Raw genomic sequence first — 26693 nt, forward strand, 5'->3', positions numbered from 1 at the left:
GAGCACGAGGGGATGGCGGGCGCCCGGAGCCGTAAACCTAAAGGCTTTCGGTTTCCGCAATGTAGCCTGCCGTTGGGCATCCGGGAAGACCTCAGGGGGACGCTGACCATGGGACGGCCGCGCACACCGCTGCTCGACCGCGAGCGCATCACCACCGCCGCGCTCCGGCTCATCGACGAGACCGGTGACTTCACCGTGCCGCGGATCGCCCGCGGGCTGGGCGTGCAGACCGGCTCGGTGTACCACCATGTGGACGGCCGGGAGGGCATAGTCGAGCTGCTGCGCGAGCGTGTCTGCGCCGCGATCGACCCGGCCACGCTGGACCTGACCCCGTGGGACGCCGCCATGGAAGCGTGGGCGCGGTCCTACCGGGCCGCGTTCGCCGCCCATCCCCGGGTGATCCCGCTGCTGATGACCTCGCCCGTCCGTGCTCCCCGGGTGCTCGCCCAGTACGAGCGCGCGGTGGGCGTCCTGCTCGCGGCCGGTTTCGACCCGGCCGGGATCATGCCGCTGATCGTCGCCCTGGAGAACCTGGTGCTGGGCTCGGCCCTCGACCTGGCCGCCCCCGAGGCCATGTGGCACCTGGCCGACGGCGTCCCGACCCCGCGCCTGGCCGACGCCCTCGCGGCGGCGGGCGACGGCCGCGCCGACCGCGCCTTCGAGGTGGGCCTGACGGCCTTCCTCAACCACGCGCGGGCCCTGCGGGAGGGGCGGTAGCCGGTCATCGACGGGAACCCAGGGCACGGGGCCGGGTCTCACGGGTGAACCCGCGCCCGCCGGCCCCGCTCCCGTACTCGCTCAGCGGGCCGGGATCAGGTCCCCGGTCAGCGGTACCTCCGGCCGGCCGGTGTTGTCGACCACGGCGAGGCGGGGACCGGCCGGCTCCGGGTGCCGCTGGCCGCCCACCAGGGGCAGCAGCGCGATGTTCGGGGTGGGGCCGGCCGTCCAGTCCAGCGGGCCCTCGACGGCGTCCAGCCGGATGCGGGCGACGGCGTCGGCGACCGAGACGCGGTCGGCCGGGTCGGCGCCCGTGGCCAGGGCGTGGTGCGCGGTCTCCAGCAGGGCGTGCGCGAGTCCCGGCGGCTGGAGCGGTAGGGGTGGACGGGGCTCCAGTGGACCAGCGTGGCCCCCCGCGCGTCGCCGAGTTCTGCGTGCCTGTCGGGGCGCGCTGGTGTGGGTGTGCGGGTGGGTCAGCCGGCGCGAGCAGGTGATCAGCCGGGGCCGCGGCCCGCCTGGCGGGCCTGGCGGTGGAAGAGGGCCAGGTCGGTGGCGGTGGACGCGCTGGTGACCAGGTCGGCGCCGTGCTCGCGCAAGCGGTCGGCCCGGGCCCGCAGGTCGGTGGCCGGCTCGTGGCGGGCGCCGACGTCGGCCAGGGTGTGGCCGCGGCCGGACAGCGCCGCCTCGAACCCGTACCGCTGCGCAGCAGCAGCCGGCCCTGGAGGCCGTCGTTCCACAGGCAGCCGACGGCGGCCCGGGGCGTGATCTGTTCCCGCGTCCCGGCGAAGACCCGGGCGATGTCGTCCAGGCCCCGGGCGAAGTGGTACGTCCACCGGAACCGGTGTCCGGGACCGGCGCCCCGCGCGTGCACGTATGCCCGCCAGGGGAACGTCGTGGACACACACGGCACCCCGCCTCCTCGCAGACGTCGGCGACGGTCACCTCGTGGCTCCGCCCGCCGTTGCGGACGTGCGCGAGGTGCGGGGCCAGGGCGCCGACAGTACGAGTTTCCCAGTACCGGCAGTAACATGATCACCTTGTTCCGGGTGTACCAGTCAGTCAACTAGGCGCAGTCCCCGGACGCGCCCTGCCCGGAGAAGTCCATGTCATCTGTCAATGACGCGTTGGAAAACGCGCGCTTCACCTACGAACAGCACATGAACACGTGCCGTCAGTGCCATGCCGACGCCGCGCCCTGCGCCGTGGCCAAGCATCTGCTGCGCCTGTACAACCTCGCCCGCCGGGACGCGATGCGGGCCGCCGGTCCGGACGCGCCGACCGCCTGACCGGCGCGGAACGCTTTTCACCCGCCGCCGGGCGGGAACCCGGTCGCCTGTCCCGTCCTCGTCACACACAGGAGGCCACTGTGACGGACCAGCACGGTGACCGGCCCGATCCGGTCACCCGGCACGCCCGCCCCGACTTCCCCTCCCAGGACCAGCCCCACCCGGGCTGGACCGGCCCCATGGACCCGCCGCCCGACCACGGCGAGGCGTCCTACCGCGGCGCCGGCCGGCTCGACGGGCTCAGGACCGTGATCACGGGAGGGGACTCGGGCATCGGACGGGCGGTGGCGCTCGCCTTCGCCCGCGAGGGCGCCGATGTGATCTTCACCCACCTTGCCGAGGAGGAGGACGAGGCGCGGGAGACCGCCCGCCTGGTCGAGGACGCGGGCCGCAAGGCGGTGGCCGTGTCCTGCGACATCAGGGACGAGGACAACTGCCGCGCCCTGATCGCGCGGGCGGTCGACGAGTTCGGCCGCATCGACGTGCTCGTCAACAACGCCGCCTACCAGATGGCCCAGCCGGACGGCATCGAGGCCATCAGCACCGAGCAGTTCGACCGGGTGCTGCGGACGAACCTGTACGGCATGTTCTGGCTGACCAAGTTCGCCCTGCCGCACATCCCGGCGGGCGGCTGTGTCCTCAACACCACCTCGGTGCAGGCCTACCAGCCCAGTCCCCCGTTGCTGGACTACGCGATGACCAAGGGCGCCATCGTCACCTTCACCCACGGGCTGGCCCAGATGCTCGCCGGGCGCGGCATCCGGGTCAACGCGGTCGCGCCGGGCCCGGTGTGGACCCCGCTGATCCCCGCGACCCTGCCCGACACCGCGGAGTTCGGCAAGCAGAGCCCGCTCGGCCGCCCGGCCCAGCCCGCCGAACTGGCCCCCGCCTACGTCTACCTGGCCTCGCCCCAGGCGAGCTACATCACCGGCGAGATCCTCAACGCGACCGGCGGCACCCCGCTGCCCTGACCGGCGGGCGGTCAGCCCGGGAAGGGCGGCTCGGCCAGCAGCTCCCGCAGCCACTGGGCACTCTCCGCCGCCCCCGGCGCGGTGCCGGGGGCGGCGGGGAACATCCGGCCCCAGGAGGCGGCCCGGCCCAGCGCGCTCAGCCGCCAGGCGAGGTGCGCCGCACGCCGTAGCCCGGTCGTCGTGCGGCCCTCTCCGGTCCACGGCTCCAGATAGGCGTCGAGCAGCCGGGGCAGCACCTCGGGCCCGTAGCGGTCGCGGGCCCGCTCGGCGGGCACGCGCAGGCTGCAGAACGGGTGGGTGACGGCCGCGTCGCCCCAGTCGAAGAAGGTGAACCGGCCGGGCGCCGGCCGCAGCAGCTGGCCGTCGTGCAGATCGGCGTGGTCGAGCGTGTCCGGCAGGCCGGCACCGGCCAGTTCGGCGCACCAGTCGGCCAGCCGGGGCCGCAGCGCCCGGAGCCGAGCCCGGTCGTCCGGGCCCAGCACGGGGTTCGCGGCCACCAGCCGGTCGAACACCCCCGGCAGGTCCGCGGTCCGCGCCGAGGGCACCCCGAGCCGCTCCATCTCGGCGGTGCGCGCGACCAGTTCGCGCTGCATCCCGGCGTACTGGGCCAGCAGCGCCTCCCACTCGCGCGGCTCGACCGGCTCCCGGTCCAGCACGGCCCGGAACAGCTGCCCGCCGTCGGGCAGCAGCGCCCAGCCGCGCCCGGCGTCGACGGCCAGAGGTCTGAGCACGTGCTCCGGCACCCAGCGGGCCAGTGCGGCGGTCAGCGGGCCTTCGAACGCGGCGCTCGGCGGAGTCGCCTTGAACCAGACGGCCCCCGGTCCGGCGACGGGCACCCGGACGAGCACCGACCACGGCCGCAGCCGTACCCGCAGCGGGCCGTCCACGCCGAGTCCCCGCTCGGCGAGGTGCCCGCCCACCCAGTCCAGTGCCGCCGCCCGCCAGGACTCCGTCTCCCACGGAGTCACGGCGTCCGGATAGCCTCCCCGGTCCACCTGCGCCCTGTGCATGTCGTGCATCGCCCCATCCCAACAGCGTCCGCACGGGCGTGGCCAGCGATTTTCCCCGGGCGGGGCGGCGGGTCAGTCCTTCACCGCCCCGCCCAGACCCGAGACCAGGCGGCGCTGGACCAGCACGAAGAAGACCAGGACCGGGACCGTCATCACGGTGGACGCCGCCATGACACCGCCCCAGTCCGGGTCGTCGGGCTGGTAGAAGACCAGGAGCGCCATCGGCAGGGTCGACTGCGACGTGTCGCTGATGACGAAGGACTTGGCGAACAGGAAGTCGTTCCAGGCGGAGATGAAGGAGAACACGCTCGTGGCCACCAGGCCCGGCAGGACGAGCGGGAACAGGATCCGCCACAGGAACCGCGCGCGGCTCGCGCCGTCGAGGTACGCGGCCTCCTCCAGGGACTCCGGGACGGCCCGTACGAACCCCCGCAGCATCCACACCGCGAACGGCAGCGAGAAGGCGATGTGCGGCAGGATCAGCGAACCCAGCGTGTTCAGCAGGCCGAAGTCCCGCATCAGGAAGAACAACGGGATGGTGAGCGCCTCCACCGGCACCATCTGGGCCACCAGGAACATGATCAGCAAGGTGGTCCGGAAGCGGAACCGGAAACGCGTCACGGCGGTCGCGGCGAGGAACGCGATCAGCGCGGAGGCGAGGACGACGCTCCCCGCGACCAGGAGGCTGTTGGCGAAGTACCGCCCGAAGTCGTGCTGTTGGAACACGCGCCGGAAGGAATCCAGGGTGGGGGAGGACGTCCAGGGCCGCGGCTCGGTGGACTGGATCTCGCCGGCCGGTCTCACGGCGCCGAGCAGCATCCAGTACAGGGGGAAGGCGACGACCGCGGCGACCAGCAGCGCGGTCGCCTCGGCGGCCAGCCGCCAGGGGCGCCGCACCGGAAGACGCGGGCGGCTCACAGCTCCTCCCCTTGGCGGCGCAGCAGCCGCAGATACCCGAGCGTGACGGCCAGCAGGAGCAGCAGCATCACGACACCGATCGCCGAACCGAGGCTGTACTGCGAGGACGCGAACGCCTTCTGGTAGGCGTACACGTTCAGCACCAGGTTCTGGCCCGCGATGCCGCCGCCGTCCGTCATCACGTAGATCTGGGTGAACACCTTGAAGTCCCAGATCACCGACTGGACGGTGACGATGCCCAGGATCGGTCGCAGCATCGGCGCCAGCACCGACCGCCAGATCCGCCACTGCGAGGCACCGTCCAGGGCGGCGGCCTCCAGCACCTCGCCGGGTACGGCGCGGATCCCGGCGTAGACCGTGATCATCACGAACGGGAAGGAACACCACACCACTTCGAGCAGCACCAGCAGGAACGCGCTGTAACGGCCGTACGTCCACGAGAAGTCGCCGAGCCCGAGGAGGCGGTTGACCGGGCCGAAGTCGGGGTCGAAGAGGAACAGCCAGACGGTGGAGCCGGTGACCGTCGGTGTCGCCCACGCGCCCAGCGCGGCCAGCAGCAGAGCGAGCCGGGGGAGCGCGCGGACCCGGGTGAGCAGGACGGCGAGCGCGCAGCCCACCGCGAGCGTGCCGAGCACACAGGCCGCCGCGAAGCCGACCGTCGCCAGCAGCACCTGCCCGAACCGGTCGTCCGCGAACAGGCCGGTGTAGTTGTCCAGGCCCCGGAAACGTGTCGGTTCACCGCCGCTGACCTGGGCCTGGGTGTACTCCAGGAACGACATCAGCCCGAGCTGGTAGACCGGGTAGACCAGCAGCGCGCCGAGGACGGCGAGGGCGGGCGCCAGATACAGCCAGGGCATCCAGCCGCCGCGCGGGCGCGGGCTCTCGCGGCGGGAGGGCGTCGTCGTACCGTCCCGCCGGGCGGGGGCCACCGGTGCGCCCCGCTGTGCCGGAGGTGCCGGGTGCGGCGTGCGCCTCATCCCGCGGACCCGAACGCGTCGTCCATCTTCTTCGCCGCGTCCGCCGAGGCGTCCGCCACGTCCTTCCTGCCGCTGACGATCTCCTGGAACATGGTCGGCAGCACCAGCGAGGAGTCGATCTGCGCCCAGGCGGGCGTGACCGGCACGAACCGGGTGCCGGCGGCGAGCGTGTCGACGAACGGCTTCACGAACGGCTCCTTGGCGGCGGCCTGTTCGCGTACGTCCGTGAAGGTCGGCAGGAAGCCCATCGCGTCGAAGAGTCGTCCCTGCGTCTGCTTCGAGGCCAGCCGCTTCATCAGGTCCACGGCGAGCGTGCGGTGCGAGGTGCTCTTGAGCACCCCGATGTTGTTGCCGCCCGCGAAGGCCGGCGCGACCGAACCGGGCTTCGCTCCGGGCAGCGGGACCACCGCGTACTTCCCCCTGGCCTTCCCGGCGTCCACGGCGGCGTGGCTGAAGTTCCCGCCGATCGCCATCGCGGCCTTGCCCGCGGCGAACGCGGTCACCGTGTCGTTGCCGGTCATGGTCGCGCACTTGGCGGCGGGGCAGTTGTCGTCGCCGAAGAGGGAGGTGTACGCCTCGATGCCCTTGCGGGCGGCGGGGCTGTTCAGGGCGGAGGCGTACCCGCCGCCCTTCTCGGTGGCCAGGTCGCCGCCGTTGGCCCACAGGAACGGCAGCGCGCCGTAGGTGTAGGCGCCCCCGACGGCCAGGCCGTACAGCTCCGGGCGGGCGGCGTGGATCCGCTGCGCGGTGGAGACCAGTTCGGCCTGCGTTCTCGGTACCCGCAGACCGAGCCCGCGGAAGACGTCGGTGCGGTAGTACAGGGCCCGGATGCCGACGAAGTACGGCGCCCCGTAGACCCTGCCGTCCACGGTGACCGACCGCCGGGCCGTGGGGTCGGTGTCCCGGGACTCGTTCCAGGCCTCGAAGTCCCGGGTGACGTCGGCGAGTCCGCCGTCCTTCACATAGCCGGCGGTGTCGGTGTTGCCGTACTCGATGACGTCCGGCGCGGACCTCGGGTCGTTGAAGGCGGCCTTGACCCGCTGGGCGCGGCTCTCGACCGGGATGTACTCGACGGTGACGCCCGCGCCCCGGTGCGCCTTCTCGAAACCGGCGAGGACCGCGTCGACGACGCGCTGCTTGGGCCGGTTGTCGACCTCCTGGAACAGCCAGACGCGCAGGGTGCCGGTCTTCTCGTCCTTGCCGGAGGAGGAGGTGCCGGAGGTCTGGGGCGCGCAGGCGGTGACCAGGGCGGCGGCGAGCGCGGTGAACCCGGCGAGACGGACGGACAGCTTCATGGACTGCTCCTCCGATGAGGCGTTGCAACATGCGCAATGATGGTTTCGCTGTGCACAACGCCTCGGAGGCTAAAGGCTGCGTTCACACCCCCACAAGAGGTCTCCACCACTCTGTGACCGCCCGGCGCACCCCGTGCAACGGCCAAGCGGACAAAGGGCCCTTAAGGTGCGTCAGCGCACCGGGAAGCCGAAGGAGTACCCCTGCTCCTTCAACCACGGCAGCAGGGTGCGCAGCGCCGCCACCGTCTGCGAGCGGTCGCCGCCCGCGTCGTGGAAGAGGATCGTCGGGCCGTTGGCCAGCTCACGCTCGACCGTCGCCACGATCGCCTCGCTGCCCGGCCGCTCGAAGTCCTTGGAGTCGACGTTCCAGCCCAGCGGCCGCATCCCGTGCGAGGCCGCCAGCTTGCGGCTGTAGGGGGTGAACGCGCCGCCCGGGGCCCGGTAGTACACCGGCCGCACCCCGCCCGACGCCTCGGTGATCTGCCGCTCCGCGTCGACGATCTGCCGCGCCTGGTAGGACTCGGGCCTGTGGTCCATGCCCGTGTCGTGCGTCACCGTGTGGTCGCACAGCCGGTGACCGGCCGCCACCACCTGGCGCACCAGGTCGGGGTGGGCCGCCGCCTGGGGACCGACCATGCAGAAGGTCGCCTTCACGCCGTTGTCCCGCAGCAGTCGCAGCACCTGCGGGGTCCAGACCGGGTCCGGGCCGTCGTCGATGGTGATGTTGACCGCGTGCGCGCCCCCGTCGGAGGCGTGGACTATGGACGGGGACACGGGCGCCGCCTTGGACGCGGCGGGCCGTGCGGCCGCGTCCGGTGCGGCCGGTCCGCCGCCGCTCTGCCCGGCCTGCGCCGTCCACACCGAGGTGACGGCGGCCACCGCCGTCACTCCGACCGCCGCCGCGATCACCCGGCCGTACCAACCCCGTCCGCCATGCCGTGCCATGTCCGCCCCGCCCCCTGGTGTGTCCGTCGTCCCGATCGTTTTCCGTGCACCTGGCAGGACGGCGGAAAACGATCACGGGATCCGGCTGTTACGGATCACGGACAATTCCGCGGCGCTTCGGCGACAGTCACCCGCCGCCGGGGCCGGAAATCGCCCGTCGTCCCGTCGCGACTGTTGATGCCCCGGGGTACCGCCGCGTCCAATGGCCGTCACCGGCGGCGGTCCGCCGCCGGTGACGGACGTACGCATGTGGGGGGTTGGGGAGACAGTGCGTCATTCCAGAACACGCGCCGGGCGACCGGTGGCGGTACAGAGAACCCGGCGGAACGGCTGGTCAGGTGCGGCGGCGCTCGTGGGCGCCGCCGCACTCGTCGTCTCGGCCGCCGTCACCGCGCCGGCGGCGCCGGCGACGGCCACGACCGCCGTGTCCCGGACGGCCGGTCCCGGGACGGGCACGGCGACGCCCGCGCTGGTGGACGGCATCCGGGAAGAGGCACCGGAAGCCCGCACGGCGGCCGACGCCGCGCGCGCCCACCTCGCCGCCCGCGAGGACCGCTACCGGATCGCCGACCCGGCTCGCGACCTCAGGCCCGCCGGCACCCTCGCCTCCGGCGGCCGGGAGACCGTGCGCCTCCAGCAGACCCATCACGGGGTCCCGGTGCTGGGCGGGCAGTACCTCGTCCGCATGGAGCGGCGTGACGGCCGCCGGATCGTCACCGGCACCTCCGGCCGGTACTTCACCGGGCTGCGCACCGCCACCACCGCCGGCATCGACGACGCCCTGGCCGTGGAGCGGGCGGTGGACGCCGTCGGGCGGGACCTCGCCGCCCGCGACTTCACCGCGGGCCCGGACGACGGGGACGCGGGCACCCCGCTCACCGGCACCTCCCACGGCCTGGTCGTCGTACCCCGCGGAACCGGCGTCCTCACCCGGCACATCACCGTGCGCGGCACCGGCCCGGCCGGGGGCGAACCGGTGCTGCGCGAGGTGTACATCGACGCCCGGGCCGGCTACCCCGTCCTCCAGTACAGCGGGATCCACACCTTCACCGCGCCCACCACGGCCCCGGGGAGCGCGGCCCGCGCCCTCGCCGACGAGCCCGCACCCGGCACCGCCGGCAGCGGCGTCCGGCTGGACGGCACCACCGTCCCGCTCGCCGTGACCCACGACGAGTCCCGCGACGCCTATGTGCTGCGCGACCGCACCCGCATCCAGAGCGACCCCGCGCACGTCCTCGCCACCTGGGACGCGCGCGGCCACTGGGCGAGCGACCTGTCCGGCGCCTGGCCCGACGACCTCCAGGAAGTCGCCTCTCCCGCACCGCGGTTCGGCACCGAGGCCACCGAGTCGGGCGCGGTCGACGCCCACTGGGCCGCCGGACAGGTCTACGACTACTACCGGACCGCGTTCGGCCGGGACAGCCTGGACGGACACGGCATGACCGTCAACTCCGTGGTGGGCGCCACCGATTACGGCCAGCCGTACGTCAACGCCTTCTGGGACGGGCAGAAGATGGTCTACGGGTCGGGGGACGCCGAGTACCGGCCGCTGTCCGCCGCCCTGGACGTGGTCGGCCACGAGATGACCCACGGCGTCATCACGGCCTCCGCCGACCTGGTGTACGCGGGCCAGTCCGGCGCCATGAACGAGGCCATCGCCGACTACTTCGGCAACGCCATCGAGACCGACGCCCGCCGTGTGCCCATGGACGACCCCGCCTCCGGGCTCATCGGCGAGACCCTGTGCCGCACCGAGGACCCGCGGGCCTGCGCCTTCCGCGACCTCAACGACGGGCGTACCACGGCCGGTTCCTTCCTCGGTGTCGGCTTCGGCACCGACAACGGCGGCGTGCACCTGAACTCCACCATCTTCGCCGGCGCGCTCTGGGACATCCGCGAGGAGCTCGGCCCCCGGCTCGCCGACGCGGTCGTCTACAAGGCGCTCACCGAGTACCTCACCCCGCTCGACGGCTTCACCCAGGGCCGGGACGCGGTCCTCGCCGCCGCCAAGCGGCTCGGGGCCGGCGGGCGCGGTCTCGCCGCCGTCCGGAAGGCGTTCACCGCGCACGGCATCGTCCCGCACTGGGAGCAGGCCCTCGGCATCGACTCCGACGTGCTGCTGCCCCGCGTCACCACCTACGACTCCCGCCTCGGCGCGGGCGGCGGCTGGTGGGTCGCGGCCACCTCGGACGAGTCCGGCTCCGAGCCGTACTCGGTGTGGGCCGGCCGCACCGACGGCAAGGGGCAGCTCAGGCTGATGAGCCCCGACGACGGCCGCTATCACGTCAATCCGGCCACCGACGGCACGACGGTGGTCTGGCAGGCCCACGGGCCCACCGGCGTGGAGATCCTCGCCCGGCCCCTCGCGGGCGGACCGGTGCGCACCCTGTGGCAGGGCCGCGGCGCCGGTCCGGCCCTCGGGGTCGACGGCGACATCGTGACCTTCGCCTACGCCAACCACGGCGGCCGGGCCGGCGTGGCCTACCTGAGCCTGAAGGACCCGTCGGACGTCGTCACCATCGGCGGCGGCACCTACCACCGGGCGACCTTCCCGGCCGTGAGCCACGGCAGGATCGTCTACCAGGACCGGCAGCGCGTCAGCGCCGTCTACGAGTCCACCACCCGGCTGATCGACGTGGCCACCGGCGAGGAGACGGTGCTCCAGAAGGCCGCGCCGGGGACCACCCTCGGCCCGACGGCCCTCACCGCCGACCACGCGTACTGGCTGCTGGACGCGGTCGACCAGAACGGCACCACCGCCCTGCGCCGCGCCGCACTCGACGGCTCGGACGTCACCGACCTCAGTCCGGAGACCGGCCCCGACGCCCTGAACGTCTCCGAGGTGACGGCCGGCGCGGACGCGGTCACCATGGTCGCCCGCACGCCCGCCGCCGAGATCTCCAACGCGGCGCTGTCCAAGCTCTGGCAGTTCACCCCGGACCGCAAGGGCGACGGGACGCGCCGCGCCCGGGTCTCCTGCAACCGGGGTGAGCAGATCTTCGCCGCGGCGGCCGGCCGTACCCGGGTCGTCTGGCAGGACGCGACCACCGGCACCGGCGATGTGGTGACCCGGGCCCGCCCCAGCGGCACCTGCGCCTGACCCCGCCCGTACGGCGCCGGCGCACCCGCCCGCGGCGGGTGCGCCGGAAGAGGGGGCCGCGTCGGACCGTGTTACCAGAAGTGACGACGGCCGCCGACCGCGTGGCCCATGGATCCCAGGATCCACAGGATGGCTCCCACCACCAGCAGGATGATGCCGATAGTCCACAGGATCGAGATGCCCGTGACGAAGCCGACGATGAGCAGGATGATGCCGAGGGCGATCATGGCGTGCCTCCAGCTGGTAGTGGTGCTCCTGGCCATCGGGTGCCCCGATCGCGGGGAAAATCGCATGCTCCGTCGTAAAAACTTCGTGTAACGGGACGATCAGTACCGGGAGCGGCGAGGAAAAAGCGGACCAAGACCGTCCGTGTTTCAAAAGTTCGGTCCGCGATGTTGCTTTCCGGTGGCGGCGGCCTCACATTACCTAGCGGTAGAACTCATCGGTAATCCCCCACGCCCCGTTCCCGTGTTCCGGCTGGACCTCCCCGGAAGGGTTAATGTCATGCCCATGCCAATTATGCGCCGTGTCCTCACTGCGGCGACCGCGGCCCTCGGCGCCCTGGCCCTCGGCCTCGGCGCGGCCCCCGCCCAGGGCGCCACCTCCCTCGACTACGCCGCCCTGGGCGACAGTTACAGCGCCGCGTCCGGAGTGCTGCCCATCGACCTCGGCAGCCCGCTGTGTCTGCGGTCCACCGCGAACTACCCCCACGCCATCGCCGCCCGTACCGGCGCCCGGCTCACGGACGTCACCTGCGGCGCCGCCCAGACCAAGCACTTCACCGAGTCCCAGTACCCCGGCGTCGCCCCCCAGGCCGACGCGGTCACCGCGGACACCGACCTGGTGACGCTGACCATCGGCGGCAACGACAACGGCACCTTCATCAACGCCGTGACCTCCTGCGGCACCGCGGGCGTCTTCAGCGGCGGCAAGGGCAGCCCGTGCAAGGACAAGTACGGCACGTCCTTCGACGACGAGATCGACGCCAAGACCTATCCGGCGCTGAAGGCAGCGCTCGGCGCCGTCCGGGCCAAGGCGCCGCACGCCCGGGTGGCCGTGCTCGGCTACCCGTGGATCACGCCCGCGACGGCCGACCCGTCCTGCTTCGTCAAGCTGCCGATCGCCGCGGGCGACGTGCCCTACCTGCACTCCCTCCAGGCCCACCTCAACGCCGTGGTCCAGCGCGCCGCCGCGGAGACCGGGGCCGTGTACGTGGACTTCGCCGAGGCCTCCGCCGGACACGATGCCTGTCAGCCCGCCGGCACCCGCTGGATCGAGCCGCTGCTGTTCGGGCAGAACATCGTCCCGGTCCACCCCAACGCCCTCGGCGAGCGGCGCATGGCCGACCGCACCCTGAGCGTCCTCGGCCTCGGCTGACCCGGGCCCGCCGGCCGGCCCCCCGTCCGGGGCCGTGGGTCACGCCTCGGCGAGCAGCGGGTCGTACGGGGTCGAGCGGGACCGGCCCGACATGAAGGCCAGGAAGTCCCGGACGAACGCGCCACGCGGATACGTGCCGTCGGCAGCGGCCAGGTCGCGTCCGAAGCCCCGGCGGAACAGTGCCCGGTACTCGTCCGCGTCGAGGCGCTGGTCGCCGTTGGTGTCGGTGACGTCGAAGAGGACCTCGGCGACCCTGATCAGGGCGGGGCCGGCGAGCGACGGCACCGCCTCGGCGTACTCCCGGCGGCTGACGCGGCCGTCGCCGTCGGTGTCGAGAGCCGTCTGGAGCTCCCGCCACCAGTCGGCGAAGGCGTCGTACAGCCGGGTCTCCGCCGGCTCGTCCAGGTCGAGACGGCCGGCGAGTTCCCGCGCCATCGCGGCGAGGTCGGGCCAGTCCACGTAGCCGTCGCCGGTCTGGTCCAGCACCGTGGCGAAGAACTCCTCCGCGCCGCGCTGGAGGCCGTTGTCCGTGCCGCGGTCCGCACCGGGCTCCGGCTCCGGCGGCAGAGGTGTGATCAGCCGGACGAGGGCCCCGGCCCGCCGCATCCGGTCCCGCAGCGCCCGCAGCGTCCGGGCCCGGGGGTCGTCGCTGTCGGGGGAGAGGGAGAGCAGGTCCAGCACCGTCTCGGTGCGCAGCCAGCCCTCCGGCAGGAACCGGGCGAGGCCCGCGCCCAGGTAGGCGCTCTGCATCAGCGTCCGGTCGCCGGGCAGCTCGGGCAGCCCCGCCCGGCGGCGGAACGGCTCCGGCAGGGACGCCACCGTGACCACGCCGATGACCGGGCCGACGACCGCCCGGCCGGCCGCCCACAGCGTGGGCAGGCCGTGCAGCAGCGGCGGTGCGGGCAGATGGTCGAAGAGGCGGTAGAGGATGATGCGCATCGCCTCCGTGTGCTCCAGCTCCTCCTCCACCACCCGTTCGTAGTACGGCCAGAAGGCGTGGACCGTGGGCGGAAGATGCCGGGCATCGCCGTCCAGGGCGGCGAGATAGGCCCGGAACTCTCCGTACAGCTCCTCGATGGCGTCCTGCTCCAGCGGCTGCCCGCTCAGCCGGCACATCGCGACGCTGCTCTCGAAGAGGGTCGCCACCACCCAGGCGCGCACCGCGGGATCCATCGCGTCGTAGGCCCGGCCCTGCGCGTCGGTGCCGCTGATCCGGGCGTGCAGCCGGTTGAGCCGCGCCGCCTCCTTGCGCCGCGCCTCCGCGTCGGAGCCGGACATGCGCTGGAGGCTCGTGATCGTGTTGCGCAGCCGCCGCCACGGGTGGGTCACGAACGTCGAGTTCTCGGCCAGGGCCGCGCCGATCTGCGGGTGCGCCGCCTCCAGCACGGTCGCCCGGATGATGGCCAGTGCCCAGCGCGGATCGTCGAAGAAACCGCGGAACCGGCTGCCCAGGCCGAAGAGTTGGTCGGCGCCGGGGGTGGTGTGCTGGGGCTCGTCGGCGCCCGTCTCGGTCACGGTCGTCGTTCTCCGTTCTCGTTCGGCCGCACGCCGCCGAAGCGGCGGTCGCGCTGCTGATAGGTGTGCAGACACTCCAGGAAGTGCGGTGCGCGGAAGTCGGGCCACAGGACCGGCGAGAAGATCAGCTCCGCGTACGCGACTTGCCAGAGCAGGAAGTTGGAGATGCGCTGTTCCCCGGAGGTCCGGATGACGAGGTCCACGTCCGGGGTGTCGGGGAAGGGCAGATGAGCGGCGAGGCACCGCTCGTCCACGGCCTCGGCCGGCACTCCGGCGCGGATCAGCGACCGTGCCGCCGCCACGATGTCCCGGCGCCCGCCGTGATCGAACGCCACGGTCAGCGTCATGCCCCGGTTCCCGGCGGTCAGGGTCGTCAGATCCGCGAAGTCCCGGGCCAGCGGCGCCGGGATGCGCGGGTCCGTCACCCCGAGGAACCGGCAGCGGATCCCGCGCGCGTGCAGCAACGGGGCGTGCTTGCGCACCGCGCGGCGGACCAGCCGCATCAGGAAGTCGACCTCGGTGCCGGGCCGTTGCCAGTTCTCCGTGGAGAACGCGTACAGGCTCAGCCACTCCACCCCGGCCGCGCGGGCCGCCTCGATGACGTCGATCACCGCCGTCTCGGCCGCGCGGTGACCCGACGTACGCGGCAGCGACCGCCGGGCCGCCCAGCGGCCATTGCCGTCCATCACACAGGCCACGTGCCGCGGTACCCCTCGGCGGCCCTCCTCCCGGGCCGGCCCGGAGGCGGAACCGTCCACGGCTTCCCCCCTCATGCCCGCGCCCGACACCCACGAGCGGACCCGCGCCGCTGCTCCCGGCCCCGTCGGGCCACGGGCCGGATCGTCTCCAGCAGACTGTCAGCCGCACCGGCCCGGAGCCGGGGCAACGTCCGCGGTTCACCCTTGGTACGGGTGTGCGAGAGTCCGGCGTGTGCGCCGGTTCCTCCGGCGAACCCGAGCGGAAGCGGGGGTTGTCCTCAGGTGCGTGCTGGGGGTGGCCCCCGGACCGATGCGGCTGCCTGCCGGAATGAGGTCGCGACGGGCGGTGCCTAGCGTGCTGTCCCATGGCGATTTCCTTACCGCGCCGCGTGACGCACCGGCGTACCGGACTCCTGGCCCTGTCCGTGGCCTGCCTGCTGACCGCCGCCCCCGCCGCCGTCGCGCACCCCGCCCGGGACGCGCCCCGTGCCTGCGGCCCGCACCCGGAGGTGACCCGGTCCGTGCGCCACCTGGTGACGCACGACCGCATCGCCGGCGCCGCCGTGCTGGTCACGGATCCCGGCCCGGCCGCGCCCTGCGCGCGCTGGACGGTGTCCGACGGCGTGGCCGATCTGCGCACCGGCCGCCGCATGAACACCACCGACCGGCTGCGCGCCGGCAGTGTCACCAAGACGTTCACCGCGACCGTCGTGCTGCAACTCGCCGCCGAGGGACGGCTTTCCCTCGACGCGCCCGTCGAGCGCTATCTGCCCGGCCTGATCCGCGCGGGCGGTCACGACGGCCGCCGGATCACCGTACGACACCTGCTGCGGCACACCAGCGGACTGCCCGACTACCTCGAGGCACCGGAATGGCAGCACCCCGAGCGGGTGCGCTACCGCCACTTCGAGCCGCGCGAACTCATCGCCCGGGCTCTGCGGTTGCCGACCCCGGACGGCGGCTGGCACTACGCGACCACCAACTACCTCGTCGCCGGACTGATCATCGGGAAGGTCACCGGCCACCGCCCGGAGGCGGAGATCACCCGCCGGATCATCACGCCGCTGGGCCTGCGCGACACGTACTGGCCCGGCGACCACACCCGGATCGACGGCCCGCACTCGCACAGCTACTTCACCGCGGCCGACGGGCGCCGCGTGGACGGCACCGCCTGGAACACCACCTTCGGCGGGGTCGGCGGCGCCCTGGTGTCCACCCCGGCCGACCTGACCCGGTTCGCCGGCGCACTCCTCACCGGCCGGCTGCTGCCCGCACCCCAACTCGCCGAGATGCGGCGGACCGTGGCCGCCGATCCCGACCGGCTGTGGCCCGGCGCCCGCTACGGACTCGGCCTGATCTCCTCGCCGCTGTCCTGCGGCTCCACCTGGTGGGGCCACGCCGGCACGGTGCCCGGCGGCCACCGGGCGCTGGTCGCCACCGGCCCCGGCGGACGCACCGTCGCGGTCGCCTTGAACGAGGTGCCCGCCACGCTCCGGGCCGAACTCGACTTCCTCGACATCGTCGACACGGCCCTCTGCGAGGGCACGCCCGCCGAAAGGACCCCGTCGTGACCGGCACCACCTCCCCGGACCGCCGCCGCCCCCGCCGCCGTGCCGCGCGGACCGCGGCGGCCGTCGCCCTGGCCCTCGCGGGCACGCTGTCCCTGGCCGCCGCCCCCGCCTCCTCCGCCGCGACCCGCCCGGCCGCCGACCCCCTCGCCCGCTACCACCACCAGCACCTGCGCTGGCAGAGCTGCCTGCTCGGCCCCGGCGACGCCACCGGCAAGGAACTCGACCAGGCCGGCGCCCAATGCGCCGACGTCACCGTGCCGTTGGACTACGCCCGTCCCGACGGCCGCACCCTCACCGTCGCCATCTCCCGCATCCGGGGCACCGACACCGCGCACCGCGCAGGCGCGCTGCTGCTCAACAGCGGCGGTCCCGGCGGCCAGACCCTCGGTGATCCGCCGTTCGTGCGCCGCGCCATGCGGGAGGTGGCCGCCCGCTACGACGTGGTGGGCGTCGACCCCCGCTTCGTGGGCCGCAGCACCCCGCTCGACTGCCACTGGCCCACCGGCAGCATGATCCGCGGTGCCGGCACCGGCCGCGCCGGCTTCGACCGCGAGGTCCGCTTCGCCGCGGACCTGGCCCGCCGCTGCCGCGCCCACGCCGGTGACCTGCTGCCGCACTCCGGCACCCGGAACACCGCGCGCGACATGGACATCGTCCGGGCCGCGCTGGGCGAGCGCCGCATCTCCTACCTGGGCTACTCCTACGGCAGTTACCTCGGCCAGGTCTACGCGACGATGTTCCCGGGGCGTGTCGACCGGGTCGTCCTGGACGGCGTGATCGACCCCGCCCGCTACAGCCCCCGGCTGCTGCGCGGCGCCGAGGAGGCCAATGGGCACGCCCTGCGCGACTGGGCCGACTGGGCCGCCGCCCACCACGCGGCCCGCGGACTGGGACGCACCCGCGACGCCGTGCTGGCGACCGTGGAAACGGCCCGGTCGGCCGCCGCCCGCACCCCCCTGCGCGTCGGCGGCTACCGGGTGGACGACCACGTCCTGCCCGTCCTCGTCCTCAACGGCCTCTCGCAGGACAACCCCACGGCCTACGGCGACTTGGCCGACGCCGTCCGGGACCTGCGGCGCGCCGCCGAGGGCCGGGCCGTCACCCCGTCCCCGTGGCTGGCCTCGGCGCTGGAGTTCACGCTGACCGGGCACGAGTCCGCGTACGGAAGCGCGCAGGCGTCCATCCTGTGCGGGGACGTGCCCGCGCCCCGCGACCCGGAGACGTACTGGCGCGACCTGCGCCGGGCGGGGAACGGAGACCGGCTGTTCGCACCGGTCACCAAGAACATCAATCCCTGCGCGTTCTGGGACCCGCCGCGCGAGCGCCCCACCACGGTCCGCGCCGATCTGCCCGCCCTGCTCGTGAACGCCACCGGCGACCCCCGCACCGTCTACCCCGGTGCCCGGGCGGTGCGCCGCGACTGGCCCAGCTCCCGCCTGGTCACCCTGCGCGACGCCGACCAGCACGCTGTCTACGGCGTCTACGGCAGCCCCTGTGCCGACGCCGCGGTCAACGCCTACCTGGCGACCGGCCGGCTGCCGGCGACGGACGTGAGCTGCCCCCGGCCCACCCGGTGAGACACGCGCCCGGGCGTGCGCCTGCCCTTCGGCGCATGACGCCACGACGAGCGATTCTCAGCGGATCCACCTTCGAGGAGCGGATCGACTACGCCCGCGCCGTGGTCGACGGGGGCCGGGTCCATGTCCCGGAACCACCGGGTTCGACTGCACCACCATGACGATCTCCGAGGACGTCGTGGAGCAGGCGGAGCAGTGCCTGCGCGACTTCGGTGCCGCGCCGGCCGAGGCGGGGTGCGGCTTCGCCGACGTGGTCCGGGTGCGTCACATGCTTCCCGGCCGCGCCGACTCCGAGCCCTGCCGGCCGGTGCTCCGCCGCCGCTTCGGTGAGGTCAGGCCGGCCGCCACCATGCTGGAGTGCGGGCTCGCCGACCGCCGCATGAAGAGAGAGATCAAGGTCGACGCCCGCCTTCCCAGCGGGCGTTGAGCACAAGAGCGGGGGAGCCGGTCCGGCGGGAGCGGGGAAGGGCGACTCGGTCTCCGGCGGCTCCCCGGCCCGGACGTGTGCTCATCCACCGGCCACCGGCCACCGGCCACCGGCCACGAGCCACCGGCCACCGGCCACCGGAGACCCGGCCACCGGAGTCCCGGCCACCGGAGACCCGGCCACCGGGGCCTGGGAGCGGAGCGCCGCGCGTCCGCCCGCCAGGAGTGCCATCAGCACGGAACCGGCCCGTGCCCGGTTCTCGCCCCCGCTGTCAGGCCGCTGGGTGTGGAGGCGTACGGCTGACCCGCCCGTGCCGACGGCCGCCGCGCCGGAGCCGAGAGCTACCGCACGGGAAAAGGAGCCCGGGACCGTTGGCCACAGCCCTTATGTCAGGTAGCCTGACATTAAAAGCGCACGGACCGGAGGCTCCGCATGACCATCGAATACGCCACCCGCTACCGGGCCCGCTCCTTCATCCCCCCGGAGCCGGGCAAGCCCTACTTCATAGAGAAGGGCCTGGGCGACCGGGCGCACCTGTTCGGCGACCTGATCACGGTCTACGCCGGCGGCGAGCAGACCGAGAACACCTTCAACTTCTTCACCTGCGAGGGCCCGAAGGGCGAGATCATCCCCGCCCACTCGCACGCGGACACCTACGAGGTCTTCTACATCACCCAGGGCGCCGTACGACTCTTCGTGGAGGACCTCGAGGGGGAGCAGCACGAGAAGCTGCTCACCCCCGGGGACTTCGGTTTCGTGCCGAAGAACTGCGTCCACGCCTACCGCATGGAACGCCACCACTCGCAGGTCGTGGGCGTGGCCGCCGGACCGGGCGGCACCTTCGAGCGGTTCTTCGAGACCCTCGGTACCCCGGCCGAGGAACTGGGCCTGCCCGCCCGGCCGTTCGTGCCCGAGCGGGAGAAGTTCCAGACCGTGCCCCAGCAGCACGACGTCCGTTTCCGCCCCGACCACCAGTGGCGCACCGGCGGCTGACGGCCGCGCCCCACGCCCGGCCGGCGGGCGCCCGCTCACCGCCGCCGACGCCAGGACCCCGTCGCCCCGCCCGCCGAGGACACCCATGCCACCCGAGGACCCCATGCCGGAAGACGCCGTAGCCCCAGACGCCGTAGCCCACGATCCCCTGCCCCCGGACGCTCCTCCCGTTCCCCGGGAATTCCTGGCGCCCCCGGACCCCGCCCGGCTGCCCCTGCCGCCGCCCGCCCGGCCCGCGCCCGGGGTGCGGCTGCTGCGCGGTGCCGTCTACGCCGTGCCCGAGGGGAGCCGGCCGCTGGAGACCGACCTCTGGCTGCCCGAGCCTGCGGACGGCCCGCTGCCCGTGGTCGTCTTCGTGCACGGCGGCGGCTGGCGCGGCGGACGGCGCGACGACCCGGGGCCGCGGTTCCGGGACTGGCGGCCGGGGCCGTTCGCCCGGCTGGCCGGGTCCGGGGCGGCCGTGGTCTGCCCCGACTACCGGCTCAGCGGCGAGGCCCGGCACCCGGCCCAGCTCGAGGACCTGCGCGCGCTGCTGGTGTGGCTGCGCGACCGGGCCGGCGAGCTGGGCCTGGACCCGGACCGGGTGATCCTGTGGGGCGAGTCCGCCGGCGGCCACCTGGCCGCGCTGACCGCCCTCACCGTCGGGGCGGCCGGTCCCGGCGGACCGGCGGTGACCGTGCGCGGCTGCGTGACCTGGTACGCGCCCACCGACCTCACCCGCCTGGCCGAGGACCACCGGCCGGGCCGCTTCGACCCGCGGGACCCAACCACCCGTGAGGCGCTGCTGCTGGGCGCCGCCCCGGCCGCCGTCCCCGGCCCGGCCCGGGACGCCAGCCCCGCCCTGCGGGTCACACCGGGGGCACCGCCGTTCCTGCTGCTGCACGGCACCGAGGACGAACTGGTGCCCTGCGCGCAGAGCGACCGGCTCGCGACGGCACTGCGCGCGGCGGGCGTGCCGGTCGAGCAGGTGCCGGTGCCCGGCGCCAACCACCTGTGGATCGGACTCCCGGAGGAGGAGGTCGAGCGGTGCTTCGCGCGGACGGCCGAGTTCGTCGCACGGCACTGTGCTGGAGGAGCCGGAGGGGCCGCAGGAGCCGGAGGGGCCTGAGGACAGCCCGGGGAGGCCGGGAAAGCCGGAGCGCGGGCCGGGGAAGCCGGAGCGCGGGCCGACCGGGTCGGGGCAGAGGAGGATAATCCGCTGGGTATCCGATCATCCGAGGAGCCATGAGTCATCGCGCCGCGCATCTGCCCCAGCTCCTGTCCGAGGCCCGCCGCTGGTTCGAGGACGCCCTGTTCGCCAGCATGGAGGCGGCGGGCGAGCAGCCGGTGACCACGGCACAGGCATCCGTCTTCGCGATGCTCGACGCCGAGGGCACCACCGTCTCCGAACTCGCCCGGCGCATGGGCGTCACCCGGCAGACGGCCCATCAGGCGGTGCACGGCCTCATCGGCATGGGGCTGCTGGAGCAGGAACCCGACCCCGGCTCCGCCCGGCGGCGGCTGATCCGGATGACCACCGAGGGACGGCGCGTGCACGAGCGCGCGCAGGCCACCATCGGGGTGATCGAGTCGGTGCTGCTGGAGCGCATCGGACCCGATGCGGCCCGCGCCCTGCACGACGCGCTGCGCCGCGACTGGGGCGCGCCCCCGCTGGTCGCGGCTCCCTGAGCGGCCTCACGCGGCCGCGTTCCGTTCCCCGGCGGCCACCGGCACCACCTCGATGCGCTGCACGGCCCGGCTGAGCACCAGCACGCCCGCGACGATCAGCAGGCCCCCGCACACCTCGGGCACGAGCCACCACCCGGTGCGGACGCGTTCGCCGAAGAGGGTGACGCCGAGGGCCAGGCTCACCACCGCGTCGCCGATGGTCAGCGCGGGCTGCGCCGCGACCAGCGGACCGGCCTGCAACGCGTTCTCCAGCAGCAGCACGGCGGCGACCCCGGCGAGTGCGAAGCCGTACGTCTGCCAGGACCGCAGGAACGCCGTGAGGCCGTGGTCGGCGAAGGTGCCGCTCGCCGACTTCAGCAGCGCGGCGGTCAGGGCGTTGCCCGTCGCGGAGGCGGCGGCCAGCAGCGCGGCGCGCCGGGGCGGCGGGCGTCCCGGGCCCGCCGCCGCCACCAGCGCGGCCATCGCGCCGGCGCCCAGCAGCACAGCCGGCAGCCACCGTGCGAGCGGAGCCTGGTCCGTCGCGCCGTGCGGGGCCGCCGCCAGCAGCAGGATCGCGAGGCCCGCCACACAGCCGCCGACCCCCCACCAGCCCGTGCGCGGCAGCCGCCGGTGCATCAGCGGGGCGGCGACGAGCAGCGCGAAGGGCAGTTCCAGGACGAACAGCGGCTGCACCAGGGCCAGCGGGCCGTTGACCAGGGCCAGGCTCTGGAACAGCGCGGCGCAGGCCACACCGGCCATGCCGATCATCCAGACCGGGCGGCGCACCAGCTCCGCGAGCAGCCGCAGGCCGCCGCGGGTACTGGCCGAGGCCGCCTTGCGCTGGAACGCGGTGCCCACGGCGTTGCTCGCCGCTCCCGCGACGGCGAACACCGCGGCGAGTTCGATCACGGCCCCCTCCTGCCTGCGGCGGACCTCCCGGAATCGGACGCCTTCAGCCTACGGAAGCCGGCGCGGGCGTGCCGTGCGGCGCCGGGCCGGGAGGCGGACAGACCCTCCGGGTGGTCCCTTGCCCGTCGTGGAGCGAACGGTGACCGTGCCCGGACCGCCGGTGGCGGACGGTCGCCGTGCCGAGGGGTGAGCGCGCGCCGGGCCGGGGGATTTCCCCGCCCCGGCGGCCGGGCTCAGCCGAACAGGGGGAACCGGTCGGCCACCGGGCCCAGGGCGGTGCGCTCGGCGTCGGTGAGCGCGGCCCGGCCGGTGCCCACGCGCGCGTAGTGGGCGTCGCTCCACTCCGGCAGGCCGGGCCGGCCGAGCAGCCCGTCGAGGGTGGCGCGCACCGCGGCCAGCCCGTCGGCCGAGGGCCCCGGCGCGAGCGGCAGTGCCACGGTCAGGTCGAGATGGTGGACGGTCGCCTCCACCGCGAGCGTGGTGATCAGGTCGCCGGCCGTCAGTACATGTCCCTGCGTGGCCACCCGGCGCGCGGGGTCCGCCTGCCCGGCCGCGTGCACGACCGCGGCCAGCGTCTCCAGGTACAGCCCCTTCAGCTGCCCGAAGTCCAGGAACATGCTGCCGTTCACCCGCGCCCAGCGCCGGCCGTTCGCCGCCCCGACGGTGTCCGGCAGCCAGCCCTGCCAGTACGTCACCCAGTCCCGGTCGGCGGGCTCCTCCGTGGGCGTGTGCAGGGCCACCAGGGCGCGCTGGGCGTCCCCCAGGCAGTGGAACAGGAGGTCGCGGACCGCCCAGCCCGTGCAGCCGGTCGGCTGCCACGACTCCTCGTCACCGAGGCCGGCGGCGACCGCCGAGGCGGCCTCGTAGGCGGCGCGCAGCGTCCGCGCCTGACGTGATGTGAACTCGTCTGTCATCATTGCCCCTTTCGCTGTCGGCCGCCGGCCCGGGGAATCCTAGGCGGTCGGCCCCAGCGGCGGTCCGCCTTTTTCGGCGGCCGGGGGCACCGGCACGGACACGGGACCCCGGACCGCCTCGCGGGCGGCCCGGGGCCACGCGTGGGCGCAGGCGCTCAGGCGGCGAGGCGCTTGGCCAGCTCCCGCGCCTTGGTGGCCGCGTCCTCCAGGGCCCGGTCACGGGAGGCCTCGTACAGCGGGACCAGGTCGGCCATCGCCGGAGACTTGGGCGCCATGGTCAGCTCCGGGACGATGTAGTCCACCTCCAGGCCGAGGGCCGTGCCCAGCACGGCGTCGAGGTAGTTCTGCACGTGGTCGAAGCCCTCGCGCGGGGTGCCCGGCGCGTAGGAGCCGCCCCGGCTGGCGACGACGGTCACCGGGGTGCCCGCGGCGGACCGGGTCTCGCCCACGGTGCGGCCCATAAGGATCACGTTGTCCAGCCAGGCCTTGAGGGTGGAGGGGATCGCGAAGTTGTACATCGGGGCACCGATCAGCACGGCGTCGGCCTGCTCCAGCTCCTCGATCAGCTTGACGCGCTCGGCGAACGCGGCGGCCTGCTCGGGGCTGTGGGCGGCCGGGTCGGTGAAGCCGGCGAGGTGGGTGTCGGCGGTGATGTGCGGAACGGGCCGCGCCGCCAGGTCGCGGTAGACGACCGTGCCGTCCGGGTGCTCCTCCTCCCAGTGCTTGCGGAAGGCCTCCGTCACGACACGCGAGGCCGACGCCTCGGCCGGGAACACGGACGAATCGATGTGCAGCAGGGTGGCCATGGGTGTCTCCAGAAAGGGATGAACCAGCCGGACGCCGGAAGTGCGGCCGACTTTTCGTACGGGACTACTTTTAGCACATGGACTTACTTTTTCTCAGCTCCTACGGAGAGGTAGTACCCTGAAGTCCATGGGCGAGAACCACGACAGCGCGGCCTGCAAGCGGGTGGACGACGGCATCACCCGCGTGTTCCAGCTCCTCGGCAAGCGCTGGAGCGGGCCCATCGTGGCCGTCCTGGTGGGCCGGCCCGCCTACTTCGCCGATCTGCGGCGGGCCGTCCCCGGCATCAGCGAACGCATGCTTTCCGACCGGCTCGCCGAACTCGGCGCCGCCGGCCTCGTCCTGCGCGAGGTCGACGAGGGCCCCCCGCTGCGCGTCTCCTACCGGCTGACCGAGGCCGGCGCCGCCCTGGAACCCGCGCTCCGCGAACTGGCGCAGTGGGCGAAGGCCCACCTCCCGGACGTCTCCGAGTGCCCCGGCAGCACCCTGGAGCGGCCGGGACGGACCCTGGCCTAGCCGCCGGTCGTGCCGTCGAGCAGCTCCGCTGGGCCGAGTACTGCTGTCGCTCAGCCGATACGCCGCTCAGAGCGCCCGCTTCCGGGAACTGGTCGCCGGGCACTACCTGTCCGACGCAGTCGGGAAACGTGGTGAGCCGGGTTCTCCCGGCGCCCCGCGCGGGGGTGTCCAGCGTCCCGGACACGCAGGCGTGGCGGCAGACGCGTCCCTCCTCGTAGTGGGAGGCGTGGCCGGGGGCCAGCACGTCCCCCGGAACGAGGTCCGCCTTCGTACCGTGCAGGTACGTTCCCGCCTCGTACACCCGGAAGGGGACCGGGACGCTGGTCACGGGCTGCTCCTCGGGCGGGGGCCCGGAGCAACAGGGAACCTCGGCAAACCCCGTGGGAGCCGAGTCCCGGCCGGCGACGGCTCGCGCACCGGGACCGGCCGCCGTCAGTCGACCGGCCAGGTGTGCACCGGGGCGTTGAGATGCATGTAGTCGATGTACACCTCGGTCATCCGGCGCAGCGCCTCGTGCCGGCCGGCGTGCGCGACGGCGTCGATGTGGTGGAACATCTCCTTCTGCCACACCGCTCCGTTGCGCGCCGTCACACACCGCTGCTCGATCACCCCGAGCAGCGGCTCCCGCCACGCCGCGTCCATGCCGGAGCGCTCCAGGCCCCGGTGCGCGAGCGGCAGCAGCCGCCGCAGCACCAGCTCCGGCGCCGGTACTTCGCCCATCCCGGGCCAGTACAGCGGTGCGTCGATGCCGAGCCGGGCGGCGGTGTGCAGATTGTCCTCGGCGGCGGCGAAGGACATCCGCGACCACACCGGCCGGTCCTCCTCCACCAGCGCCCGGGTCAGGCCGTAGTAGAACGCGCCGTTGGCGAGGGTGTCGGCGACGGTCGGGCCGGCGGGCAGCACCCGGTTCTCCACCCGGATGTGCGGCCGGTCGCGGGCGACGGCGTACACCGGCCGGTTCCAGCGGTAGATCGTGCCGTTGTGCAGGGTGAGCTCGGCCAGTTCGGGGATGTCGCCGCGGTCCAGCGTCTCCACCGGGTCCTGCTCGTCGCACAGCGGGAGCAGGGCCGGGAAGTAGCGCAGGTTCTCCTCGAACAGGTCGAAGACGCTGTTGATCCACCGCTCCCCGAACCACACCCGGGGCCGCACACCCTGCACCTTGATCTCCTCCGGGCGGGTGTCGGTGGCCTGCTCGAACAGCGGGATCCGGGTCTCGTGCCACAGCTCCTTGCCGAACAGGAACGGCGAGTTGGCCGCGAGTGCGACCTGCACCCCGGCGATCGCCTGCGCCGCGTTCCAGTAGCCGGCGAACTCCTCCGGCGACACCTGGAGATGGAACTGCGTGCTGGTGCACGCGGCCTCCGGGGTGATGGTGTCGGCGTAGGCCCGCAGCCGGTCCGGCCCGTCGATCTCGATGCGCAGATCCTCGCCGCGGGCCGCGAAGACCTGGTCGTTGAGCAGCCGGTAGCGGGGATTCTCCGACAGCGCGTCCTCGCCGATCTCCTCCTGCCGCAGGGTGGGCAGGATCCCGGTCATGATCAGCCGGGCGCCGGCCGTCCGGGCCCGTGCGTCGGCGTGGTTCAGCGCGGCCCGGATCTCCGACTCCCAGGCGTCGGGACCGCCCGCGGTCAGCCGCCGAGGCGGAACGTTGATCTCCAGGTTGAACCGGCCCAGCTCGGTGGACCAGGCGGGGTCGGAGATGGCCGCCAGCACATCGGTGTTCCGCAGCGCCGGCTCGGCGGCGTCGTCCACCAGGTTCAGCTCTATCTCCAGGCCGACTTGAGGGCGCTCCGCGTCGAAACGCGCCTCGCGCAGCATCCGCGCGAGCGCGTCCAGGCACGCCTGCATCTTGATCCGGTACCGGCGGCGGTCCTCGCGGGTGAAGACGAGCGCCGGGACGTCCCGTCCCATCGGCCCTCCAGTTCCCCTCGGCGGACACGTTCTCCTCCAGCGTCGCACCGGGGGGTCCACGGCACCACGTCGGGGAGGGGCGGGGAGGGGAGGGAGGGGAGGGCGACGGCGGGAGGCGGGAGGCGGGAGGCGGGAGCGGGGGCTCGGCGCCGGGAGCGGGGCGGATGCCGGGTGCTTGTGCTCGGGTGCCACTTCCTGGCCACGGGAGACGGCCGCCGGGTGTCGTCACGGACAGTGGTGGATCCGCGCGGGGTGCGGTCTGCCGGTGTCGAGGGGACGGCCGCGTAGCCGCCGTCTGTCACGCTGTGCTCCTCTCATCGGTCGGCCCGGCCCGCCCCGTCGACCTCCCGGACGGCCAGGGGAGTTCCCGCAGGCCGCGGGCGGCTGGCGCGACCGGGAGAGCTGCCTGCCGGGCACGGAGGCCGGGTGGGGAAGCTCCCGGGCCGTCGGGCGGCGGCGGTGCGGGGGCGCCCGCGGGCCTCACCCGGCCGGCTCCGCCGGGTGGCGGGCGCGCGGTCGGGGGCGGACAGTCGGAACGGGACCGGCGGTGCGGGAACGTCCGCCGGTCAGCCCCCACGGACCGGCACGCCGTCCCGGCCCCCCGGCGGCGGGCCG

The 26693-nt window shown here is 74.0% G+C and carries 26 protein-coding genes and 1 pseudogene; 13 read left to right on the forward strand and 14 right to left on the reverse strand.

What is annotated here, in order from left to right:
* The first annotated feature begins 108 nt into the window (after positions 1 to 108).
* Together AB0E62_RS01920 and AB0E62_RS01925 are read left to right on the forward strand one after the other, a co-directional pair.
* The gene (locus tag AB0E62_RS01920; protein ID WP_362186545.1) at positions 109 to 717 is read left to right on the forward strand and encodes a TetR/AcrR family transcriptional regulator; all 609 of its coding nucleotides are present in this window, start codon (positions 109 to 111) and stop codon (positions 715 to 717) included.
* A gap of 171 nt (positions 718 to 888) precedes the next feature.
* Entirely contained in the window at positions 889 to 1095 is a 207-nt protein-coding gene (locus AB0E62_RS01925; protein ID WP_362186548.1) for a hypothetical protein, read from the forward strand.
* 116 nt (positions 1096 to 1211) lie between these two features.
* On the opposite strand, the gene AB0E62_RS01930 is transcribed toward AB0E62_RS01925, so the two are convergent.
* The gene (locus AB0E62_RS01930; RefSeq protein WP_362186551.1) at positions 1212 to 1454 is read right to left on the reverse strand and encodes a hypothetical protein; all 243 of its coding nucleotides are present in this window, start codon (positions 1452 to 1454) and stop codon (positions 1212 to 1214) included.
* Positions 1455 to 1820: 366 nt separating this feature from the next.
* Between AB0E62_RS01930 and AB0E62_RS01935 the strand changes: the two genes are divergently transcribed.
* Together AB0E62_RS01935 and AB0E62_RS01940 are read left to right on the forward strand one after the other, a co-directional pair.
* On the forward strand, positions 1821 to 2003 hold the full coding sequence (locus tag AB0E62_RS01935) for a hypothetical protein (RefSeq protein ID WP_030611315.1): 183 nt from the start codon (positions 1821 to 1823) through the stop codon (positions 2001 to 2003).
* An 80-nt stretch (positions 2004 to 2083) separates the two neighbouring features.
* Positions 2084 to 2974, forward strand: a complete 891-nt coding sequence (locus AB0E62_RS01940) for an SDR family oxidoreductase (RefSeq protein WP_362186554.1) — start codon at positions 2084 to 2086, stop codon at positions 2972 to 2974.
* 11 nt (positions 2975 to 2985) lie between these two features.
* Here the strand turns inward: AB0E62_RS01940 and AB0E62_RS01945 are convergent, their stop codons facing one another.
* The 5 genes from AB0E62_RS01945 to AB0E62_RS01965 form a co-directional block, all read right to left on the reverse strand.
* Positions 2986 to 3993: a phosphotransferase gene (locus AB0E62_RS01945; RefSeq protein ID WP_362186557.1), complete on the reverse strand. Its 1008-nt coding sequence runs from the start codon at positions 3991 to 3993 to the stop codon at positions 2986 to 2988.
* Positions 3994 to 4056: 63 nt separating this feature from the next.
* Positions 4057 to 4902, reverse strand: a complete 846-nt coding sequence (locus tag AB0E62_RS01950; protein WP_362186560.1) for a carbohydrate ABC transporter permease — start codon at positions 4900 to 4902, stop codon at positions 4057 to 4059.
* Positions 4899 to 5879, reverse strand: coding sequence for a sugar ABC transporter permease (locus tag AB0E62_RS01955; protein ID WP_362186563.1), 981 nt, complete (start codon positions 5877 to 5879; stop codon positions 4899 to 4901). Before AB0E62_RS01955 ends, AB0E62_RS01950 begins: the two co-directional genes overlap by 4 nt.
* Complete coding sequence (locus AB0E62_RS01960) at positions 5876 to 7174, reverse strand: extracellular solute-binding protein (RefSeq protein WP_362186566.1); 1299 nt, start codon at positions 7172 to 7174, stop codon at positions 5876 to 5878. Before AB0E62_RS01960 ends, AB0E62_RS01955 begins: the two co-directional genes overlap by 4 nt.
* Before the next feature lie 171 nt (positions 7175 to 7345).
* Entirely contained in the window at positions 7346 to 8119 is a 774-nt protein-coding gene (locus AB0E62_RS01965; protein ID WP_362186569.1) for a polysaccharide deacetylase family protein, read from the reverse strand.
* 352 nt (positions 8120 to 8471) lie between these two features.
* Here AB0E62_RS01965 and AB0E62_RS01970 point away from each other — a divergent pair, with 352 nt between their 5' ends.
* Complete coding sequence (locus AB0E62_RS01970) at positions 8472 to 11219, forward strand: M4 family metallopeptidase (RefSeq protein WP_362186572.1); 2748 nt, start codon at positions 8472 to 8474, stop codon at positions 11217 to 11219.
* A 71-nt stretch (positions 11220 to 11290) separates the two neighbouring features.
* Here the strand turns inward: AB0E62_RS01970 and AB0E62_RS01975 are convergent, their stop codons facing one another.
* Positions 11291 to 11446: a DUF6131 family protein gene (locus AB0E62_RS01975; protein ID WP_362186575.1), complete on the reverse strand. Its 156-nt coding sequence runs from the start codon at positions 11444 to 11446 to the stop codon at positions 11291 to 11293.
* Between the two features lie 277 nt (positions 11447 to 11723).
* Here AB0E62_RS01975 and AB0E62_RS01980 point away from each other — a divergent pair, with 277 nt between their 5' ends.
* Positions 11724 to 12596 (forward strand): SGNH/GDSL hydrolase family protein, encoded by an 873-nt coding sequence (locus AB0E62_RS01980; protein ID WP_362186577.1) that lies wholly within the window; start codon positions 11724 to 11726, stop codon positions 12594 to 12596.
* A gap of 39 nt (positions 12597 to 12635) precedes the next feature.
* Here the strand turns inward: AB0E62_RS01980 and AB0E62_RS01985 are convergent, their stop codons facing one another.
* Positions 12636 to 14111, reverse strand: a complete 1476-nt coding sequence (locus AB0E62_RS01985) for an oxygenase MpaB family protein (RefSeq protein ID WP_362186580.1) — start codon at positions 14109 to 14111, stop codon at positions 12636 to 12638.
* Positions 14108 to 14884: a polyprenyl diphosphate synthase gene (gene uppS / locus AB0E62_RS01990; RefSeq protein ID WP_362186583.1), complete on the reverse strand. Its 777-nt coding sequence runs from the start codon at positions 14882 to 14884 to the stop codon at positions 14108 to 14110. Before uppS ends, AB0E62_RS01985 begins: the two co-directional genes overlap by 4 nt.
* Positions 14885 to 15174: 290 nt before the next feature.
* Here uppS and AB0E62_RS01995 point away from each other — a divergent pair, with 290 nt between their 5' ends.
* The 6 genes from AB0E62_RS01995 (at position 15175) to AB0E62_RS02020 (ending at position 21045) form a co-directional block, all read left to right on the forward strand.
* Complete coding sequence (locus AB0E62_RS01995; protein ID WP_362186586.1) at positions 15175 to 16380, forward strand: serine hydrolase domain-containing protein; 1206 nt, start codon at positions 15175 to 15177, stop codon at positions 16378 to 16380.
* Positions 16377 to 17957, forward strand: coding sequence for an alpha/beta hydrolase (locus tag AB0E62_RS02000; RefSeq protein WP_362186589.1), 1581 nt, complete (start codon positions 16377 to 16379; stop codon positions 17955 to 17957). The genes AB0E62_RS01995 and AB0E62_RS02000 overlap by 4 nt, the downstream gene beginning before the upstream one ends.
* Positions 17958 to 18114: 157 nt before the next feature.
* On the forward strand, positions 18115 to 18384 hold the full coding sequence (locus tag AB0E62_RS02005) for a Rid family hydrolase (protein WP_362186592.1): 270 nt from the start codon (positions 18115 to 18117) through the stop codon (positions 18382 to 18384).
* A gap of 432 nt (positions 18385 to 18816) precedes the next feature.
* Complete coding sequence (locus AB0E62_RS02010) at positions 18817 to 19377, forward strand: quercetin 2,3-dioxygenase (protein WP_362186595.1); 561 nt, start codon at positions 18817 to 18819, stop codon at positions 19375 to 19377.
* Positions 19378 to 19462: 85 nt separating this feature from the next.
* The gene (locus AB0E62_RS02015) at positions 19463 to 20485 is read left to right on the forward strand and encodes an alpha/beta hydrolase (RefSeq protein ID WP_362186597.1); all 1023 of its coding nucleotides are present in this window, start codon (positions 19463 to 19465) and stop codon (positions 20483 to 20485) included.
* A gap of 116 nt (positions 20486 to 20601) precedes the next feature.
* Complete coding sequence (locus AB0E62_RS02020) at positions 20602 to 21045, forward strand: MarR family transcriptional regulator (protein ID WP_362186600.1); 444 nt, start codon at positions 20602 to 20604, stop codon at positions 21043 to 21045.
* 6 nt (positions 21046 to 21051) lie between these two features.
* Here AB0E62_RS02020 and AB0E62_RS02025 read toward each other — a convergent pair whose 3' ends face one another.
* From AB0E62_RS02025 to AB0E62_RS02035, 3 genes are all read right to left on the reverse strand, one after another.
* Positions 21052 to 21933: a DMT family transporter gene (locus AB0E62_RS02025; RefSeq protein ID WP_362186603.1), complete on the reverse strand. Its 882-nt coding sequence runs from the start codon at positions 21931 to 21933 to the stop codon at positions 21052 to 21054.
* A 233-nt stretch (positions 21934 to 22166) separates the two neighbouring features.
* Positions 22167 to 22847, reverse strand: a complete 681-nt coding sequence (locus tag AB0E62_RS02030) for a maleylpyruvate isomerase N-terminal domain-containing protein (protein WP_362186606.1) — start codon at positions 22845 to 22847, stop codon at positions 22167 to 22169.
* 155 nt (positions 22848 to 23002) lie between these two features.
* Positions 23003 to 23653: an NAD(P)H-dependent oxidoreductase gene (locus tag AB0E62_RS02035; RefSeq protein WP_362186609.1), complete on the reverse strand. Its 651-nt coding sequence runs from the start codon at positions 23651 to 23653 to the stop codon at positions 23003 to 23005.
* 127 nt (positions 23654 to 23780) lie between these two features.
* Here AB0E62_RS02035 and AB0E62_RS02040 point away from each other — a divergent pair, with 127 nt between their 5' ends.
* Positions 23781 to 24167, forward strand: a complete 387-nt coding sequence (locus tag AB0E62_RS02040; RefSeq protein ID WP_362186612.1) for a helix-turn-helix domain-containing protein — start codon at positions 23781 to 23783, stop codon at positions 24165 to 24167.
* A gap of 160 nt (positions 24168 to 24327) precedes the next feature.
* Here AB0E62_RS02040 and AB0E62_RS02045 read toward each other — a convergent pair.
* Together AB0E62_RS02045 and AB0E62_RS02050 are read right to left on the reverse strand one after the other, a co-directional pair.
* Positions 24328 to 24495: pseudogene (locus AB0E62_RS02045) on the reverse strand (NAD(+)--rifampin ADP-ribosyltransferase); the annotation flags it as partial.
* Positions 24496 to 24599: 104 nt separating this feature from the next.
* Complete coding sequence (locus tag AB0E62_RS02050) at positions 24600 to 26078, reverse strand: glutamate--cysteine ligase (RefSeq protein WP_362186615.1); 1479 nt, start codon at positions 26076 to 26078, stop codon at positions 24600 to 24602.
* Positions 26079 to 26693: the final 615 nt, after the last annotated feature.

It is taken from the genome of Streptomyces sp. NPDC038707 (assembly GCF_040636485.1).
In the GTDB taxonomy this organism is placed as follows: domain Bacteria; phylum Actinomycetota; class Actinomycetes; order Streptomycetales; family Streptomycetaceae; genus Streptomyces.

What these genes read in the sequence shown, in the direction of transcription:
- AB0E62_RS01920 (WP_362186545.1), top strand. Translation starts at nt 109, where the DNA reads ATGGGACGGCCGCGCACACCGCTGCTCGACCGCGAGCGCATCACCACC.
- AB0E62_RS01935 (WP_030611315.1), top strand. Translation starts at nt 1,821, where the DNA reads ATGTCATCTGTCAATGACGCGTTGGAAAACGCGCGCTTCACCTACGAA.
- AB0E62_RS01945 (WP_362186557.1), bottom strand. Translation starts at nt 3,993, where the DNA reads ATGCACGACATGCACAGGGCGCAGGTGGACCGGGGAGGCTATCCGGAC.
- AB0E62_RS01955 (WP_362186563.1), bottom strand. Translation starts at nt 5,879, where the DNA reads ATGAGGCGCACGCCGCACCCGGCACCTCCGGCACAGCGGGGCGCACCG.
- AB0E62_RS01960 (WP_362186566.1), bottom strand. Translation starts at nt 7,174, where the DNA reads ATGAAGCTGTCCGTCCGTCTCGCCGGGTTCACCGCGCTCGCCGCCGCC.
- AB0E62_RS01965 (WP_362186569.1), bottom strand. Translation starts at nt 8,119, where the DNA reads ATGGCACGGCATGGCGGACGGGGTTGGTACGGCCGGGTGATCGCGGCG.
- AB0E62_RS01975 (WP_362186575.1), bottom strand. Translation starts at nt 11,446, where the DNA reads ATGATCGCCCTCGGCATCATCCTGCTCATCGTCGGCTTCGTCACGGGC.
- AB0E62_RS01980 (WP_362186577.1), top strand. Translation starts at nt 11,724, where the DNA reads ATGCCCATGCCAATTATGCGCCGTGTCCTCACTGCGGCGACCGCGGCC.
- uppS (WP_362186583.1), bottom strand. Translation starts at nt 14,884, where the DNA reads ATGAGGGGGGAAGCCGTGGACGGTTCCGCCTCCGGGCCGGCCCGGGAG.
- AB0E62_RS01995 (WP_362186586.1), top strand. Translation starts at nt 15,175, where the DNA reads ATGGCGATTTCCTTACCGCGCCGCGTGACGCACCGGCGTACCGGACTC.
- AB0E62_RS02005 (WP_362186592.1), top strand. Translation starts at nt 18,115, where the DNA reads ATGACGATCTCCGAGGACGTCGTGGAGCAGGCGGAGCAGTGCCTGCGC.
- AB0E62_RS02010 (WP_362186595.1), top strand. Translation starts at nt 18,817, where the DNA reads ATGACCATCGAATACGCCACCCGCTACCGGGCCCGCTCCTTCATCCCC.
- AB0E62_RS02015 (WP_362186597.1), top strand. Translation starts at nt 19,463, where the DNA reads ATGCCACCCGAGGACCCCATGCCGGAAGACGCCGTAGCCCCAGACGCC.
- AB0E62_RS02020 (WP_362186600.1), top strand. Translation starts at nt 20,602, where the DNA reads ATGAGTCATCGCGCCGCGCATCTGCCCCAGCTCCTGTCCGAGGCCCGC.
- AB0E62_RS02030 (WP_362186606.1), bottom strand. Translation starts at nt 22,847, where the DNA reads ATGACAGACGAGTTCACATCACGTCAGGCGCGGACGCTGCGCGCCGCC.
- AB0E62_RS02035 (WP_362186609.1), bottom strand. Translation starts at nt 23,653, where the DNA reads ATGGCCACCCTGCTGCACATCGATTCGTCCGTGTTCCCGGCCGAGGCG.
- AB0E62_RS02040 (WP_362186612.1), top strand. Translation starts at nt 23,781, where the DNA reads ATGGGCGAGAACCACGACAGCGCGGCCTGCAAGCGGGTGGACGACGGC.
- AB0E62_RS02050 (WP_362186615.1), bottom strand. Translation starts at nt 26,078, where the DNA reads ATGGGACGGGACGTCCCGGCGCTCGTCTTCACCCGCGAGGACCGCCGC.